This is a genomic window from Vreelandella arcis (genome assembly GCF_900103865.1).
Taxonomy (GTDB): domain Bacteria; phylum Pseudomonadota; class Gammaproteobacteria; order Pseudomonadales; family Halomonadaceae; genus Vreelandella; species Vreelandella arcis.
The window spans coordinates 1-17413 of sequence record NZ_FNII01000001.1; the positions used below are offsets into that span (position 1 = coordinate 1).

Annotated in this window: 18 protein-coding genes; 1 reads left to right on the forward strand and 17 read right to left on the reverse strand. The window is 51.4% G+C overall.

Going from position 1 to position 17413, the window contains the following annotated elements; translation table 11 throughout:
• Nucleotides 1–289: 289 nt before the first annotated feature.
• From BLR97_RS00005 to rdgB, 7 genes are all read right to left on the reverse strand, one after another.
• Nucleotides 290–1009 (reverse strand): hypothetical protein, encoded by a 720-nt coding sequence (locus tag BLR97_RS00005; protein WP_089701221.1) that lies wholly within the window; start codon nucleotides 1007–1009, stop codon nucleotides 290–292.
• 17 nt (nucleotides 1010–1026) lie between these two features.
• Nucleotides 1027–2040 carry an AAA family ATPase gene (locus BLR97_RS00010; RefSeq protein WP_089701224.1) on the reverse strand — a complete coding sequence of 338 codons (1014 nt, stop codon included), beginning with the start codon at nucleotides 2038–2040 and terminating at the stop codon, nucleotides 1027–1029.
• 66 nt (nucleotides 2041–2106) lie between these two features.
• Nucleotides 2107–2436 carry a HigA family addiction module antitoxin gene (locus BLR97_RS00015; protein ID WP_089701226.1) on the reverse strand — a complete coding sequence of 110 codons (330 nt, stop codon included), beginning with the start codon at nucleotides 2434–2436 and terminating at the stop codon, nucleotides 2107–2109.
• Nucleotides 2437–2925: 489 nt separating this feature from the next.
• Nucleotides 2926–3771: a 23S rRNA (adenine(2030)-N(6))-methyltransferase RlmJ gene (locus BLR97_RS00020; RefSeq protein ID WP_089701229.1), complete on the reverse strand. Its 846-nt coding sequence runs from the start codon at nucleotides 3769–3771 to the stop codon at nucleotides 2926–2928.
• 74 nt (nucleotides 3772–3845) lie between these two features.
• Nucleotides 3846–4529: a YiaD family glycine zipper/OmpA-like lipoprotein gene (locus BLR97_RS00025; protein ID WP_089701231.1), complete on the reverse strand. Its 684-nt coding sequence runs from the start codon at nucleotides 4527–4529 to the stop codon at nucleotides 3846–3848.
• Between the two features lie 34 nt (nucleotides 4530–4563).
• On the reverse strand, nucleotides 4564–5733 hold the full coding sequence (hemW, locus tag BLR97_RS00030) for a radical SAM family heme chaperone HemW (protein ID WP_089701233.1): 1170 nt from the start codon (nucleotides 5731–5733) through the stop codon (nucleotides 4564–4566).
• Complete coding sequence (gene rdgB, locus BLR97_RS00035; RefSeq protein WP_089701235.1) at nucleotides 5726–6334, reverse strand: RdgB/HAM1 family non-canonical purine NTP pyrophosphatase; 609 nt, start codon at nucleotides 6332–6334, stop codon at nucleotides 5726–5728. The genes hemW and rdgB overlap by 8 nt, the downstream gene beginning before the upstream one ends.
• A gap of 268 nt (nucleotides 6335–6602) precedes the next feature.
• Here rdgB and BLR97_RS00040 point away from each other — a divergent pair, with 268 nt between their 5' ends.
• Nucleotides 6603–7295: a response regulator transcription factor gene (locus BLR97_RS00040; RefSeq protein WP_089701237.1), complete on the forward strand. Its 693-nt coding sequence runs from the start codon at nucleotides 6603–6605 to the stop codon at nucleotides 7293–7295.
• A 217-nt stretch (nucleotides 7296–7512) separates the two neighbouring features.
• Here the strand turns inward: BLR97_RS00040 and BLR97_RS00045 are convergent, their stop codons facing one another.
• The 10 genes from BLR97_RS00045 to BLR97_RS00090 all read right to left on the reverse strand — a co-directional run bounded on the left by BLR97_RS00045 (nucleotide 7513) and on the right by BLR97_RS00090 (nucleotide 17342).
• A complete protein-coding gene (locus tag BLR97_RS00045; RefSeq protein ID WP_244511078.1) occupies nucleotides 7513–8592 on the reverse strand; it encodes a transporter family protein in 1080 nt (359 codons plus the stop codon).
• A 189-nt stretch (nucleotides 8593–8781) separates the two neighbouring features.
• Entirely contained in the window at nucleotides 8782–9594 is an 813-nt protein-coding gene (locus tag BLR97_RS00050) for a hypothetical protein (protein WP_089701241.1), read from the reverse strand.
• 32 nt (nucleotides 9595–9626) lie between these two features.
• Nucleotides 9627–10334, reverse strand: coding sequence for a C39 family peptidase (locus BLR97_RS00055; protein WP_211605008.1), 708 nt, complete (start codon nucleotides 10332–10334; stop codon nucleotides 9627–9629).
• Between the two features lie 76 nt (nucleotides 10335–10410).
• The gene (locus BLR97_RS00060; protein ID WP_089701243.1) at nucleotides 10411–11328 is read right to left on the reverse strand and encodes a hypothetical protein; all 918 of its coding nucleotides are present in this window, start codon (nucleotides 11326–11328) and stop codon (nucleotides 10411–10413) included.
• Between the two features lie 64 nt (nucleotides 11329–11392).
• Entirely contained in the window at nucleotides 11393–12142 is a 750-nt protein-coding gene (locus BLR97_RS00065) for a hypothetical protein (protein ID WP_089701246.1), read from the reverse strand.
• A gap of 387 nt (nucleotides 12143–12529) precedes the next feature.
• Entirely contained in the window at nucleotides 12530–12895 is a 366-nt protein-coding gene (locus tag BLR97_RS00070) for a hypothetical protein (protein ID WP_244511080.1), read from the reverse strand.
• A 75-nt stretch (nucleotides 12896–12970) separates the two neighbouring features.
• A complete protein-coding gene (gene hemL / locus BLR97_RS00075) occupies nucleotides 12971–14251 on the reverse strand; it encodes a glutamate-1-semialdehyde 2,1-aminomutase (protein ID WP_089701248.1) in 1281 nt (426 codons plus the stop codon).
• A 35-nt stretch (nucleotides 14252–14286) separates the two neighbouring features.
• On the reverse strand, nucleotides 14287–15096 hold the full coding sequence (thiD, locus tag BLR97_RS00080; RefSeq protein WP_089701250.1) for a bifunctional hydroxymethylpyrimidine kinase/phosphomethylpyrimidine kinase: 810 nt from the start codon (nucleotides 15094–15096) through the stop codon (nucleotides 14287–14289).
• Entirely contained in the window at nucleotides 15096–15527 is a 432-nt protein-coding gene (gene hemJ / locus BLR97_RS00085; protein WP_089701251.1) for a protoporphyrinogen oxidase HemJ, read from the reverse strand. The genes thiD and hemJ overlap by 1 nt, the downstream gene beginning before the upstream one ends.
• 9 nt (nucleotides 15528–15536) lie before the next feature.
• Nucleotides 15537–17342 carry a chloride channel protein gene (locus BLR97_RS00090; RefSeq protein WP_089701253.1) on the reverse strand — a complete coding sequence of 602 codons (1806 nt, stop codon included), beginning with the start codon at nucleotides 17340–17342 and terminating at the stop codon, nucleotides 15537–15539.
• Nucleotides 17343–17413 lie beyond the last annotated feature (71 nt).

Consider the following 17413-nt stretch of genomic DNA (forward strand, 5'->3'; position numbering starts at 1 on the left):
ACGCCCGTCGCATCACGGTGCATCTCGGCGATGCCGCCGACAAATGGTGGCCGACCTTGCTGAAGGGCCTGCCTCGGCTGACGGCCCTAGCCTGACACTCGGCATCACATGAACCAATCAGCCAGCAGAGCGGCCACAACGAAGGTCGGCGGGCGCGGCTGCGCCAGTGCTCGATATTGATGCTTATAAGGTATGAATGGACGAGTTGTGAGTCGGATAAGGAATAGACTACCCGGCTATCAAGTGGCTTGATGACGTTGAAGTAGGCCGGTACCGGCAATCCCGCGGTTCAACACCCCCATTCGGCTTCCTGATGAATGAGGCGGGCTAAAAGCTGAGTAATAGCGCTCTCAATTCGCGATCTAACTTGCAAACTCTTTCTATAGAACAGCTCTATTTGAAAAGAAATTCTCTCGTCCGGATCTATTGGGTTTAAATAATCTTCCCACCTATCGATCATGCCTGTCTCAATAAGTGTCTCTTCTATCCCCCATCTACGAATCGTCACTAATTGATTAAATACATCACGCCATTTTGTCTTACCTGTTGGCAGTTTCTGATTTTTTTTCCATTTCTCCCAGAGGCTTAGGAGTTCTTCAAGAGATGATTGGCTTGTCATCGAGAGAAACATTCTCCCAGTTACCAGCTTATCGACTCGCTGCCCTTTACTGTTTAATTCGTAAAAGTCATCTGTTGGTTCTATATCGTCAATGTCCCATTCACCGAGCCATTCCATACCGGCTGATTCTATTGCTTGCTTAAAGTCATCAACGCTACCCGCTATTTCTATTACCAGCACAGTTTCAGGCTCTAGACCAGCAACTGCTCCAGATACATTAACCGTATACTCTTGAAAGTCTCTCTTAAGAGAGTTAATTTGACCGCTAAGTCTTCCTACTTGGTTAGCATGGCTTGGGAAACTAGGTTGACTTATGGGGAAACCCTTTCCCTTTTCAGGAGAAATTACCGAAGCGTTAGGAAATACTATAAGTGGAAGATGATCAGCCATACTAAATCCTTTTACTTTTATCCGTTAGTTTCTAATTCAAAAGAGATTTTTTCACTTTTCGGCATTAACCTACTACGCCACTGCTCAATTTTCGTCTTAACTATTGATCTTGCGTTGTCTGTTTTCCTATCTAGTACAGCTCGTCTTATAATACTTAAAGAGAATTCCTCTACCTCAGCGAAATTAGATCCAAGTAGGTGTTTGGCTATTGTTTCATGCGCATAACCGAAGTTAACACCAGACCGACTAGCTATCGATTCGATAAAATCTGACAATTGTGCTCTACTAGGCTTAGGAAGCTCTATTCTTAGTTGAAACCTTCGCCAAACAGCTCTATCTAAAAGTTCTGGATGGTTACTAGCAGCAGCGAGCACAACATAGTCTGGCAGCTCATCAAGTTGCAATAATAGTGAGCTCACGACCCGCTTTATTTCTCCTGTCTCGTGGATGTCTCCTCTTTCTTTTCCTAGCGTTTCAAACTCATCAAAAAACAACACACATCGTTGACTTTTCACATACTCTAGTAGGTTTTTTATCCTCGTAGATGTCTCTCCTAGATAGCTTCCAATGAGTGACTCGTAACGAATCACTATTAGCGGACACATCAACTCAAACGCTAAAGCTTCGACTAGTGTTGTTTTTCCATTTCCAGGAGGACCAGCTAACAATATACGGTTTCGAGGACTAAGATTATAAGCATGAAGAAGCTCAGCTCGCTTCTGTTCTTCTACCAACTCACTAATAAGGGGTCTAATTTTTTCAGACAGCATTAAGCTGTCGAGACCTCGTTCCGGTGTTAATTCGTAAAACAAATCTTTTACCGAGCTTGAAGGTGCAGATCGTTTAAAAGCGTTGCTCCTGGCACTTATGTTGGCACCTTGCTGGAGCGACTTTAGTAACCGCTCTGCAAGGATTCGATGACCTTTATCTTTCTCTTCTTGAACTAACTTTTCGGCTACTTTCCGAAAACTCTGCTGATCGCCAGAGCTGGCTGTTTTCAGAAGCTCAACCAATGTATCAGCTTGTGCCATAAGGGAAGATCCATATGTTTATTAAAATATAAATAAGTCATTGTATAGCAGCTATACGGAACTACTCTATCCGAACTTAGCATCTACTCTTTCGTTTTTTGATTTAACGCGTTTAACATTTTTTGACTCTTTTTCAAAAACCTTATTCCTTATGTCCCATACGTCAACTGCGTACTGAATTTTCAGCCAAAACTCTGGCGTATTACCCAAAGCTGTAGCCAGTTTTATAGCTACTGGCGCAGTAAGCCTACCTTTATCGTGAATTATTCGACTTATCGTATTTCTGTGGACACCCATAGCTTCAGCTAATTCACTGATTTCTATATTCATAGGTTTTAAAAATTCAGACACTAAGATTTGACCGACAGTAATTGGACGATATTTCGAATTTTTCATGACTATTATCTCCAACTACTAATAACTTTAATTTCTGGCTTAGAAGCCCAGTCTCCGTTATTTCGGAGAGGGGCGCCTAAGAAGTTTTCTTTGGTAAAACCGTTAGGAGGCATTAGTCCGAGCCGCAGGTACTGATACTAAATTACCACAATATGCACAATATCATTGTGCGTCAAGTGATGCATAAAATAACTGATTGCGCCACTAATTAGTAATAGCATCTAGGCTGTTTAGGCGAGGCTAAAGAGCAAACAGCATTATCCTGTCTGCGAGATATGAAGTGAGGATTTTTAAGGGTATTGATATCCAACTTTCCCACTTTGGAAATTGATGGTCAGGGGCCTGATTTTAAAAAAATTTGCTTAAATTCACACTTTTTTCGCAAATCTTCTGCACTCCGAGGTGCTTCGAAATATATATAATCTATTGTTTTTAAGAGAAAAAAATATTATACATCGAAAAATAAGCCTCTCGACCTGAGATGCCGTGTTATTCCGGAACCCACCAGTCGGCGTGATAGTGACTCTGCGCACCCAGCAGCGGGGTTAGCTGCGCCATGGCCCCCGCTAAACGCTCATCTAGCCCCCAGGGCGGATTAATCACCAGCATACCGCTGCCGTACATGCCGCGCTCATGGGCATCGGCGGCTCGCAGGTGCAATTCGCTGCGCCATATTTTACGAATGCCACTACTGGCAAGCGCGTCGAGCAGCGCCTGATGATGCCCGGCGGGGAGCAGGGGGTACCAGATTAAGATAACCGCGTGACGTGCCTTCGCCATTGCCAGGCTGAGCGTAGCCGCTACCTCCCAGTATTCGTCTTTACGCTCGTAGCTTGGATCAATCAGCACACATACCCGGGGTGTTGGGACCGGCAACCGTTGGCATAATACCGCCAAGCCGTCCCCATGAACGCGTTCAACTCCTGCCGGTAGCAGTTGGTCGTCCAAATGTTGGTGCTCGCCAGGATGCAGCTCAAACCCATAAAGACGCTCCTTAGCCCGTAGTGCCTGGCTTATCCACCACGGAGAGCCGGGATAATGGGTCAGTTCGGCTGGGTCACGTTGGGCCCTAGACAGGGTGGCTAGCCAGTCGCATAACAAGGGGTCGGATATCGACGCCGAGGCCTGCCAAAGCGGCCATACGCCATCGCGATACTCCTGTAACCGCTGGGTTTCATCGCTCGACAGTGGGTAAAGCCCACGGCCGGCATGGGTATCGATATAGGTCACCGGAGACGGTTTACGCAACAGGTAGTCAAGGGTCGCAAACAGCGTCAAATGTTTATGTACATCGGCAAAATTGCCTGCGTGGTAAGCGTGTTGATAAGACAGCATTTTGGCTCGACAACTCATAAAAAAGCCCGCTACATCAGCATAGCGGGCATGGGGTAGCGCAAGGTAATTAATGCTTAGCCTTGGCGTTGGCCTTCCCCAGTGGGCGTTAAGGTAATTTCGACGCGGCGGTTTTGGCTACGCCCTGCTTCAGTATTGTTACTGGCAACCGGCTGTGATTCACCATAGCCGCGCGTACTTAAACGCGCTGACGACACGCCATTCTGGCCCAGATAGCTGCCCACTGCTTGAGCACGGCGCTCAGACAAGCGTTGATTATAGGCATCGTCACCAGTGCTATCGGTATGGCCGGCAATATTAACCCGGGTGTCGGCATATTGGCTCACCACGTTGGCCACTTCGTTTAGCGAGCTGCGCGCTTGGCTGGTCAACTCGGCGGAATCAAAGCCAAAGGTCACGCTACTAGGCATGTTCAGCACAATATCGTCGCCACGACGATCAATTTCAATGCGTGAACCCTGCAGGTTTTCACGCAGCTGCTGTTCTTGACGATCCATGTAGGCACCGATACCTGCACCGGCAGCAGCGCCTACGGCAGCACCGATTAGCGCCCGGTCGCGACGACTAGTACTACCATCCCCGGACAACGCACCGGCTACAGCCCCGACCGCAGCACCTATGCCCGTGCCGGTGGCTGTACTGGAGCGCTGAGTTTCACCACCACCGTAGGGGCTTGAGGTTGCACAACCGGCAACAAACACAGCCGCCGCTAGCGGGGTTAGTAGTCGAGAAATACGCATCGCTCACTCCTTAACATATCTTGCATCTATGAGATTACTCTTCGCTGACCAACGCCAGCAATTCATTCAAGAATAATAGACCTTGAGGGGAAGCTTGTAGCCTTTTAGGCATTTCCATCAAAAGTCCTTTTTCCTGGGCATTGTGCAAGCGCGCCAGTAACGCATCATCTGGCTGCCCTGTATGGGCCGACCATAGTGAAAAAGGCACGCCCTGGGTTAAACGCAGCGCATTCATCGCAAACTCCAACGGCAATTCGCTCTCGGCGATTGCCTGTTTGCCGGCAATAAATCCGCGGGGATCATTGACGCGCCTTAAATAAGCGTCAGGCTGACGCGTTTTCCAGCGGCGTTCGATGTGCCACGCCCCCTCGAGGTCAATGCGGCTCAGCTTAGCGTGCGCCCCAGCGCCAATCCCCAAGTAATCGCCGAATTGCCAATAATTAATATTGTGCTGACTCTGACAAAGCGGCTTTGCGTAAGCAGAAACCTCATAGCGCTCAAACCCAGCCTGCTCAAGGCGCTGATGACCCTGATCCTGGATATCCCAAAGGGTCTCCTCCTGAGGCAACACAGGCGGATGAACATAAAATGCCGTATTGGGTTCAAGGGTTAGCTGGTACCAGGAGAGATGCTCAGGCGCTAATGCCAGGGCGTGGTCGATATCGTCTATCGCCTGCGCAGCGCTCTGCTGGGGCAGGCCGTGCATTAAATCCACGTTGATATTCATAAAGCCAGCAGCACGGGCTTGCTCGACGGCGTTGATCGCCTCGTTACCGCTATGAATACGGCCAAGCGCTTCAAGCTGAGCGGGTTGAAAGCTCTGAATCCCCAACGATAAGCGGTTAATCCCGGCTTCCCGATACCCGATAAAGCGCTCTTGCTCGGTCGTGCCTGGGTTCGCTTCGAGGGTTATTTCAATGTCATCGGCCAGTGGAAGCCGCATACCTATTGCTTCGAGTAACTGTTGATAAAAACCAGGTGAAAGCAGGCTTGGGGTGCCACCGCCAATAAAAATAGTTTGTAAAGTACGCCCAGCCGCTAGTTCAAGATCGCCATCGAGATCCTGTAACAACGCTTTCAGATAAGCGGCCTCGGGCAATTCTTTGGCTTGGGGCTCGTGTGAATTGAAATCACAGTAAGGGCACTTGCGTACGCACCAGGGCGTGTGGATATACAGCGATAGCGGCGGCAATGGCTCAGCCATGGGCCACCCGTAAAACCTCGACCAACCCGGCAAGGGCACGACCACGATGGCTGAGGCGATTTTTCGACTCGCTGGGAAGTTCCGCCACGCTCATCCCCTGGTCAGGCAGCCAAAAAAACGGATCGTAGCCAAAGCCACCCTCTCCGCGTGGATGAGCAAGCACCTCGCCTTCCCAGCTACGCTGGACAATGACCGGAACCGGATCCTCGGGGTGGCGCAAGTAAACCAGTACGCACCAATAGCGCGCCGTGCGTTGGCCTTCTGGGCAGTCATGTAACGCATCAACCAGCTTGGCGTTGTTGCGTTGGTCGCTTTTGGGTTCGCCGGCATAACGGGCAGAGAAGATACCCGGCGCGCCCTGTAAGGCATCAACTTCTAGGCCAGAGTCGTCAGCTAGGGCGGGCAACCCACTATGACGACTCGCTTCGCGGGCTTTGATAAGCGCATTTTCAACAAATGTCATGCCCGTTTCTGCGACGTCATGGACACCAAAGTCGGCTTGAGGACGTACATCAAAGCCAAGCGGGGATAGTAACTCGTTGAACTCTTTCAACTTACCAGCATTACCGCTGGCAAGCACAAGGGTTTGCGTACTGGTCATCCGGCGACCTCCTGGGGTGAGTAACCAGTTTACGCACGCTAATGGCACGACAAAAGCGATTATCGTGTAACTCGGTGTACTTTATAAAAAATATTTTATTAGTAGGGAAAAAATAATAAACAAATATATTCAATTACTTGCTGTTAATAAAATTATTCAGAGCCACCTTTTTTGATGATTTACTAGTAACATATATTTACATTTTAAAACTAATAGACAACACTTAACGGGTTACCTGCTCATTCGTTATTTCTATGAGGGTTCTCCAATGCCGCAGGAAAAGGCTACCAACACGGTATTCGTCGTTACCGAAAAAAGCCCACAATCACAACTATTTGCGGAATATCTAGGAACTCATACTGAGTGCCGGGTGCATATTCAGCCTCCCCATGAACCGATCACCACACCGGCATCGGGGAACACCTTGATGCTGATCGACAGTGATCACATCAGCGCTGAAACTCTGCCGGACTGGCAGCATCGGTTACCCGAGGCACTCAGCAACACCCCTATAGCCGCCTTTAATATCCGCGATATGGATCACGCCCTAGAAGCCTTGTCCTGCGCGCAATTAAAAGGGGTGTTTTATCGCCATGAGAGCCTGGATGTCATTTGCAAGGGAATCCATGCGTTACTCGAAGGTGAACTCTGGATGTCCCGCGAGCTGATGACGCGGCTGATCCTGTTTTATCGCAAGTATCAGAACAACGCTTTTCGACCCGCCTGCGGCCTTACCAACCGAGAAATGGAAATTATTTCGTTGCTAAGCGCGGGCGCATCTAACCACCAAATTGCCGAAAAACTGTTTTTAAGCGAGCATACCGTTAAGTCTCACCTTTACAACATTTTCCGCAAAATCAACGTGCACAACCGTATTCAGGCGCTGAATTGGATACATCAGAATTTGGGGCCCATTTTACCCAACATTGAAACCGCGCGAAGCTTGCAGCGCCACCGTTAACGTCTAACAAGAGTGAACTGGCTAAGATAACGCCGCACTATAGCTGAATAGCGATACCCGCTAAAAACACGCCTCGCCAGCATACGAACCAGGTCACCACAGTGTGTGGTGATCCGTTTGTCTGTCGGTGGGTATTTATCTTAACTAGTCACTAATATTGCAATGAGCCGTACCACCTGAGTTTATCAAGACTCAGGTGGTACGGTTTAATTAAGGTTTAGATCTGGAAAGGCATACGGAAATTGAGCGTGAAGTCTGGCGCATCGTCGGTCAAGCCAATACCCATACTGGTAACGATCGAGGTAGAGTCCGACAAGCCATATGTAGCCCCAAAATTAAACGAGGCGGCGTTAGCGCTGCTACCGATGACCGACCGCTCAGCCCCTCCCTCAGGAGTAACGTTTGTTTCCAAGGAATGCTGATGGGAAAAAGACATGGAAAGACTGAAGCGCTCATTCAAAGCGAAAGCCGTGCCAAACCCTAGACGAATGCTATCGCCTAAATTTACGTTGGCATTGATATCATCAAAGTCTCGGGCGATGTTATGGGTATAGCCAACATTGGCAAAAATGATGGCCGGATCGACTGTCTTGAGGAACGAAAGCCCAGTGCTTACCCCCCAGACACCATTACCAGTAGGTAAGTCATTCGGCACAGTCAGGTTTTCCACCTCGCCCTCTCCCGAATCTACCGTAGTGGTTTCTATACCGTATGGATGTTTGCCTGTCGGTGCCAGAACGGAAAAATTCCATACCACATCGGGCCGGGACGGAGTTTCAGCCAAGACACGATAGTAGAGGCCAGCACTGATGTCCCCCAAATCGCCTTGACTGACGGTTTCTTCGACTCGCTCGTTTGTCGCCCCACCGGCACCGATGGTTTCATAGTGACTACTACGGTAGACATAAGGGATCACCAGCTCCACTTCTAGCCGGTCTGTTACCCCGTAACGGGTACTCACATCGAAAGTGGTCGTGTGGCTTTCCACCGTATCGACGCTGATATCACCCAGAAAGATGGCATCCAGCACAAGAAACCCGCTTAGCCCCAATTCACTGCGATCAGAATATGAGTAGCTGATGCCTGGCTCAATGGTCAAACGGTCAGAGAAAAGCGCGTGCTCCTCACGTAACACGTTCTGGACGCTCTGGCTGGGCTGGGCCTCTCGGACGACCTCTTCATCGCTACTCTGTGCCATTGCCCCCGTCGACAGACTCCCCGCCGTGAAAAGACACAGCGGGAGCAAAAATCGGTGACCCGCAGACAGCGACTTGCTTGTGGAATTATTATACTGCATTGGTGATCCCCTTAAACTTTAGCTCGGTAAGAGCCTTTCGCCTTCACCCCTTCGATCGCGAAGGAAGACCCTACTTCTTGATACCCTCAGTCAGCTTAACAGGCAATAGCATTAAGCCTATAAGCATGAAAAAGGCCGAAAATAATCGGCCTCTTACGCAATTAAAGCAGGTTGCGATGTTTTTTTTGATTACAGGCGCTCCAGTGCGCGAACTGATTTCAACAAGCTTTTGAAATCGCGGTTAACACCCGCATCTGAGACTTTACCCAGTTGGACATTCAAGCGCGTCATGTTTCTGATTTGCTGATGGTCACTGGTAAGCTGGATGGATTGATGCAGACCACGGCCCGGGCTTATATCCTGGCTTACCACCCCCGCGCCGGGTAGCGTCATCGTCATCCCTATCCCGCCGGCCTGTCTGCCAACCGTCACAAGAGCGCCGCTATGTGCCAACTCTGTTTCGCCATTTACAGGTTCGCTGCTGTTATGCCCGGCACCTTGCCCTACATTCACCAAGAAGGCGTTATTGGCCTTATTGAAATCACCGCCAGCCTGTACTAACTGTACAATTCCTCTTCCTCTGCCCTCAGGCAAGCCCTTATTAGTCAAAGAAGAAGTGTTGGCTATATTCTGCTGATATGCGGCGTACTCCTCCGGGGTGGTAGAGGTGATATGTGTGGAAAACCTTGGCGAAGGCTGACCGCCCGACATATCGATGCCCAAATTCGCCCGCGCATGAATCTTCTCACCCAGCGGCGTTTGCCAGTTCGTTGACATTTCCACACCGAAAAAGAGCACCTGGCGGCCGTTGACGGCCTTACCCCGCAATTGCGCCAACTCATGATCGGTCAATTGCTTGCCATGCTGATACGTTGGATCATTGAAATCAGTCGCCACGGTTGCCGCCTGCACCGCCGGAATGGCGGTTAGCATCATAGAGATGCCTATTATCGGCACGGTTACCGCGTTGCCCCATCGCCGAATACTTTTATGCCCGTCCATGTTTCCATCCTCACGATTATTGCGCCAGGTGCTTAGAACACCTCAGCATGGCGAAACCCGAAATCCAGCAGTTGTTGCTTGGGGACTGGTGAGAAGACGTCCGTGAGTCGGCGTGCCGTCAGTGGCTGGGCCGGATCAAGCAGTACCGTGCTGGTATCGAAGTTCTCCCCCACCACAGCGAAGATGACGTTGTTCCAAGCCTCAACAAATTCGGAGCGATTCATTACCTTATTACCTAACGCAGGGTCGCCAACGTAGACCCGGTCGCCCTCAACTTTTTTCAGCACCACAAAGTGCTGATAGCCATCCAGATCCAGCAGCACAATGACCGGAATCGACACCGTATCCAGGGAGGGCACATCAATCTTATAGCCACGACCGCGCAGACCTACCGTTTCCACATAATTATTGAGATCGAGCAACGAGAAGCCCAAACGCTTGGCCTGATCGGCATCGGCGATTTCAAACATGCCCTGCAGAACCGTTTCCTCAGTAACATCAGACCGCCCATAGGCGTACTTGAGGATAGTGGCTAGCGAAGCCGCACCGCAGGAAAAATCCGTCTCCTGGGCCACCAGGTTCTCGAATTTCAGCTCCCTCATGGACATCACTTGTTTGGTTACCTGGGTACCGGGCACGACGTTACCCATTTGGATCGACGCCGCTGCAACAGGGTCGGCAACACCCAAAGCCGCCATAGACAAGGATAGAACCTGCAGGGAACCCCAAAAGGTCTTCATACTCGCCTCCGGCACGCTGTTAAATTCGAAAACCCGGCCCGCCAAGCAGCGGACCGGGAACAACCTGAGCATCAACTCACTTGGAGCGAGCGATAGACAGCGTATTGCTCTGCAGGTTGGCATTGCCGGAAGCGATGTTGACGCCGATATTACCGTGAGCGCCACCAAAGCTGTTTTTCAAGGTTGCATCATTACTGTTGGATGTGGGAGTACAGTTGCAAGTAACGTCGTTATCCAGATCGTTACCATAGAGCGTTTGAACGGACACCCCGGTGGCTTCAGCGGAGCTATTCTGACCCAGAGCGAGTGACATGGCATTATGCTGCCCATTGCCAAACCCTGATGCCACGTTGACTCCGATATTACCGGCTGCACCGCCAAACGACCCTTCTACCAAGGCACTGTTCTGCGTTGCATCATTGTCGTACTCATTATTCGATGAGGACTGAATCGAGAAGGTAGCAGCCTTGGCAAAGACCATAGCTTCATCAGTAGTAGAAGTGCTGGTAGTTGTTTCCTCTTTATCCTTCAAACCACCCCAAGGATAATAAGAGTACTCGGTTTCAGTGACAGTGGTTTCTGTGGTCATCTCTCCTGTACTACCCTTGGAGAGGGCAGCATCATTACCCTGGGAGTTCAGCCCACCGCTGGACACGTTGACACCGATATTACCCTTGGCGCCACCGCCCGAGCCATACACCTTTGATGTGTTGTCCGTTTGATCATCTTCGACAGTGTTATCGTCGGTAAACTGCTCCCGGTTAATGGTCGCCATCGAGAAGTGGTTCGGATCCAGCACATCGGCTTTCATATCCAGTTCCACCCAGACATCGCTCTCGATCTCATGGCCGATCTCGACGGTAATCTCTTTTTCGAAATCCACATCGAGTTTGGCATCAGTATCGAAAGTATTGTTGTCAGTAGCCAGCGCATAGGGAGCTGCGAGAAGGGCAGCGATAGCCATGGCGAGCGGTGCTTTTGCGAATGTTTTCATGATCTTTCTCCTGAATGAACCTGCAAATAGTGCTTTTGATGTTATGAAGGCACGTCTACCACTGTCAGCGAGCACCAGATGTCATCTGGATACCCACACGGTTCCCGGTAACGTTGCCCCTTCCCGCCGACTGATTCACCTGAATGACACCGCGCGACCCAGCAAAAGCCGTATCCTCAATGGCGACTTTGCGTGACGCCTCGCTGTCATCCGACTCACCGGTCGGCACCTGCGTACGGGACAACACCTGGCTCAGCGACTCGCTGTTCAGTGAACTGCCCCTTATGCCCAGAGCCACACTTAACGTGTTGCTCTGCACATTCTCTTGCCCCGCTGCCTGGTTGACGGAAATCCAGCCAACCGCTTGGCTCAACGCCTGATCTTTGATCACGGCGCTCGCCAGTTCCGGCGCGAGGCGATTATTCGATTCGACCACCTGCACGACAATGTTATTGGCCAGGGCGTAGTCGCCCATGGCAATCACACCGGAGTTACTTTGTAGATTGCTATTACCGGCTGCCATATTGATGTTGATTGCCCCCTGTACGTTGCTCAGGGAGTTACCATCGATGAGCGAGACAGCACGATAGGTGGTGAAAACCCGGTGGTAGCTGTCATCTGTAAGGCGCTCCTGGCCCCAGGCGCTCGCGATGAAGCCGGTCATGACAAGCGTCGACAATCCTTTTGCCAGCATGGACTTAAGTCCTTCAGCACGTTGAGCACGCTTGACCAGGCACTTATTTACGTTACCTGCAGGGCAACTACTGCTAACCTGATCACGCTGCTGATTGGCTGTCGCTTGTGTGGAAATCATCGTTTTAGCCTTTGATCCTGGGGTGAACCCATCGACTAGATACTCAAAGTTACATAAAGATCTAATTCTGTAATATTGATTTACATACTAGGAGAGGATCACAAGAAGGCACACCTGATATTCGTCAAATTGGCAGGTGTTTTTATTCATACGGGAAGGCAAAGAAAAAATGAGATTATGCGACTGGGCTAGTATTATTTTTTTAGTTAAGTGTTATAAAAATTCTTTAAATACAATGTTATAAATAGAAACTAACTACGTTTTCCCCTCCTTTTGGGAGGCCCACAATGTCAGCCGCCATAATCGACAAGCCTCTAAAACGACAGAACCCCACGAAAATGTGGGGTTCTTAAGCAATTTGACTGTTTTTAAGGAGCGTTTTTTTTGTTAACGAATTGATACTATCAAGGTGCCACCTTTGCCTTGGGTAGATGAGTGCGAGCGGTTAGTGCCTTTTAGAATATCCACCGTTAACCGTTCTCCTTCGCTTAGCAGGGTAATGGTTCCTTCCAAAGCTGACCCCTCATAGCTAAATTCCGCCGGTACGCGGCCCTGTTCCTCACGGTATTCCGTGGTCTCACCGTTGTGGGTTACCCGCCAATGAGCAGAAAAAACAGCCCCATCGCTACCGCCCATGGTGATATGGATCTGAGACATCGAATGCTCCTGCTGCGACTGTGCCATTAGCGGTAGGTGAAAAGTTAATCCGATTGCCAACAGGGCGGCGCTGGGTAACGTTAAAAGTCGTTTCATAATGGCTCCCACGACGCAAAGAGCCGCTGGATATCAGCGGCTCTTTGAGTATAGCGGGATTTTCGTTACTAGCTGTTACATAGAGGCAAAGGCTTTCTCGGCAGCATCCAGAGTTAACTGGATGTCTTCCGGCGTATGGGCGCTGGACATAAACCCGGCTTCAAACGCCGACGGCGCGAGGTAAACCCCATGATCCAGCATAGCGCCAAAGAAACGCCGGAACGCTTCAGGGTCACAGGCAGTGGCCTGAGCAAAGTTATCCACACGGCGTTGGCCGGTGAAAAACACACCAAACATACCGCCGACTGACTGCGTCATCATCGGCACGTTGGCGGCATTGGCGCGTTCTTGCAGACCGTTGCAAAGCGTTTCAACTCGCTGTGCCAAGGCATCGTGGAAGCCAGGCACTTTAAGCTTGGTTAATAGCGCAATACCGGCTGCCATGGCCAGTGGGTTGCCGGAAAGCGTTCCCGCCTGGTAGATCGGGCCCATCGGCGAAATGTTTTGCATAATCTCGCGTTTGCCGCCAAAAGCGCCCACCGGCATACCGCCGCCGACAATCTTACCCAAACAGGTGAGATCGGGGATGACGCCGTAGTGGGCTTGCGCGCCACCGAGTGCCACACGAAACCCCGTCATCACTTCATCAAAAATCAGCACGCTATCGTGCTCATTACACACCCGGCGCAGGGTTTCTAAAAACCCAGGCTGGGGGGGAATGCAATTCATATTGCCGGAGACCGGCTCAACGATAATACAGGCGATCTCATCGCCCATTTCCTCAAAGCACGCCTCAACGCCTTCAGGGTCGTTGTACGAAAGCGTAATGGTATGCGCTGCCAGCGAGGCAGGCACCCCTGGTGAGCTGGGTTCGCCATGGGTTAACGCGCCAGAGCCGGCTTTCACCAACAGCGAATCAGAGTGGCCGTGGTAGTTGCCTTCAAACTTGACGATTTTGTCGCGCCCTGTGGCGCCGCGTGCCAGACGAATCGCTGACATCGTCGCCTCGGTGCCGGAACTGGTCATACGTACCATTTCCATGGACGGGATCATCTCGCAAATCAGATCCGCCATGGTGGTTTCGACGGCCGTCGGTGTGCCGAACGACAAGCCGTTATCCAGGCGAGCGCGCACGGCAGCCAGCACATCCTGATCCGCATGTCCGGTAATCATGGGGCCCCAAGAACCCACATAGTCGACGTAGCGGTTACCTTCGACGTCAAACAAATAGGCGCCTTGCGCCCGCTCCATAAAAACCGGCGGACGATGCAAGCCTTTAAAGGCCCGCACAGGAGAGTTAACACCGCCCGGAATATGGCGGCTGGCAAGTTCAAACAGTTCAGCAGAAGTCGTCATGGCGTCCTCTTCATTTATCGCATGGCGTCATAAGGTCAAAAACGTGAAGCACGCGGGGTACGGTTGGGTAAACACTGTCCGCTTGCTGGCTGATAGCCATGTGACAAGCTTTGCCAGGTATAGTGCTGGGCCTGTTCACAGGCAGTAAGTAAGCGCTCACCCACAGCCAAGCGAGCCGCAATGGCAGATGATAATGTGCAGCCCGAGCCATGAAACTGCTCAGGTAAACGCGGCCATTGCCATTGGCGGGTGTTGTCCGGTGAATGCAGCGTCAACTGTACCTGGTCGTCAGTGCCTGGCAGCGGATCATCGGTGGCCGATACCAATACCGCTTGGCAACCTAACGATAGCAACGCTACCGCCCGCGCGGTATCGTCATCGGTTGTCTGGCACTCAGGGGTAAGCATCGCCAGTTCAGCCCGATTAGGCGTCAATATATCCACATGCGCTAGCAGTTGATCCCGATACTGCTGACGTAATTCAGGGGTCGAGAGTTCAGTGCCACCCCCTGCTTTTAACACCGGGTCAGCCACCACCGGTACCCCAGGAAAGCGCCGAATAATCGCAATGGCAGCCTGGAGCGTTGAGGCGCTGCTAATTAAACCCAGCTTAATGGCGGCCACCGGCATCATGGCAATCTCATCGACCATTTGGCCCATTAAGGCAGCGTCGGTAGGCACCACACGCACCACGTTATGGCAATTTTGAATGGTAAACGCGGTGGGGATGGTAACCGCCCAGCCGCCGCAAGCCGCGATCGACTCGCTGTCCGCAATTAGCCCAGCGCCGCCAGTCGGGTCATGTCCCGCCAGCACAAGTACAACAGGGGGTAATGGTTGGCGCATCAGAATGGTTTCACGACCGCCAGCAGGATAATCCCGATCAGTGCAATCACCGGGGCCTCGTTAAACCAGCGGAAAAATACATGACTTTTGCTGCATCGCGCCTGGCTGAACTGCTTGAGATAAATTAAACATACGTGATGATAGGCAATTAACAGAACAATCAGCAACAGCTTCGCGTGCATCCACCCCTGGCTCAACCACGCAGGCGCAAGAAACAAAAGCCAGCCACCAAAGATAAGCACAGCAATCATCGACGGCATCATAATGCCCCGATAAAGCTTACGTTCCATGGTAGTGAAGTAGCTCATCGCCTGGCTATCATCGGCGTCGCGAGCCTGGGCATGGTAGACAAACAGCCTGGGTAAATAAAACAAGGCGGCAAACCAAGTCACCATCGCGATTAGATGAATCGCTTTGATCCATAAATACATCGTTACTCCTTAGGCTGAAGACTCTTTGTTAGCTGAATCGCTGTCGCGAGGATCGCTGTAATGGTAATAACGCTCGATAGCGCCTCGTGTGATGATACCTGAAATACGCCGTTGTTTCGGTCGATATCCATGAACCACGTAAAGCGCCCCCAGCGAATTATCTTGCAACGCCAAAAAAGCCTCGGAAAGGGTGGCCTGCAGTGCAATCGGCGCCATTTCCAGTCGTTGTCCGGGAATTTCCAATAGGTCGATCAGTTCGTTTTGCGTTACGGCATCAGCCGTCGGCGAATTATCGTGTTCGATCATCCAACGCGCCAACTCGGCGGCTTTCAGTCCGAGTGCTGGTTTATCGTCGCGGGAGCGTTCAATCACCAGCCACACCGGGTTGGTTTCGAGTAATCGGCGCGCTTGGTCAGGGCTTATCATCCGCGGGGTACGCACCAGATGACGCTCCATAACCGCCGGCACCGACACCCTCGACAGTGCTTGCATGAGGGGTTGCTGTAACGGATGCAGGCCATAGCGCACGCTGCTTATGAAAAATCCTTCGCACCCGGTGAGTTGGCGCGACGTTAAACAGGCGACCACCACCGCTAACATCCCCGGCAACATAATACCCGGCGTATGCGTGAGTTCCAGTAGCGCCATCAACGCCGCCAGCGGTGCCTGTAGCACTGCCCCCATCATCGCGGCCATACCCAGCATGGCATAAACCCCTGGGTCAGCCGCTTTAGCTTCCCATATCCACCCGCCAAATAAGCCACTTAGCGCCCCGGACGCCGCCCCTACGACTAACACGGGACCAATAATGCCAATGGGCACACCCCCGGCGACCGTTAAGGCAGTAACCACCAATTTTACCGCCATTAGCGCCAGTAATACCTGAACGGTTAATTCGTTATTGAGCGCCGCGGCCACGCTGTCGTAGCCGATACCTTGCACCTCGGGAAACCAGAAAGCAGCCACTCCGGTGATGAAGGCAACCCCGCCCAATCGTCCCCAAAGCGGCCATTGTTGTACGCGTTGCAAACGCGAGAGATGAATAAATCCACCGGCCAGTAAACCAATCACCAAGCCCAACATGACCACCCAGGGCAAATTCATTAGCGAACCCAGTGCGACATCGGGGATATGGAACGCCGGTTGGTTGCCGTATACCAACTGGGCCACCAGCGCGCCCATCATAGAAGCCAATATAACCGGCATAAAACTCATCAGCGTATATTCCATCATCACCACTTCCATGGCGAAGATTACCCCGGCGATGGGCGTATTAAACGAGGCAGAAATAGCCGCCGCTGTACCGCAGGCCACCAGCACACGTAAACTATTGTTGGGCAGCCGCATCCGCTCGCCCAAGCCACTCGACGCTGCTGCCCCAAGGTGAATGGCAGGCCCCTCACGACCCGCCGACAGGCCTCCCAATACAGCAACCACCCCGACCCACCACTGATTGAGCCAATTGCGTAAGGGAAAGCGGCCCTGATGGTAGGTTAAGCGTTCAATCACATGGCCGACACCCAACTTACGCGCGGTGGTTCTTTGACGATAGAGCAAAATGCCGATCAAGCTAACGGCAATAAACGGCAATCCAGCTCGCACCCACGGCGATAGCGACTCAAAGGCCTCCGAATCACCGTCAGGCATGTAAAGCAACGCCCCCGCTGACAACAGCAGACGAAATATCACCATCAACGCCCCGGTAATCGTCCCCGACACCAACCCCAACACACACAGCTGGGGTAAGGCGTCGACATTCGCCAACTGACGTCGAAAACGCTCTAACGTAAAATCGGACCGAGAAAAACGCGCCACAGGCGACCTTCCTTACTCTTGTGTCTTTACACTCTTGTGTATCATAGCTGGATACGCTTAAACAGCTTGGT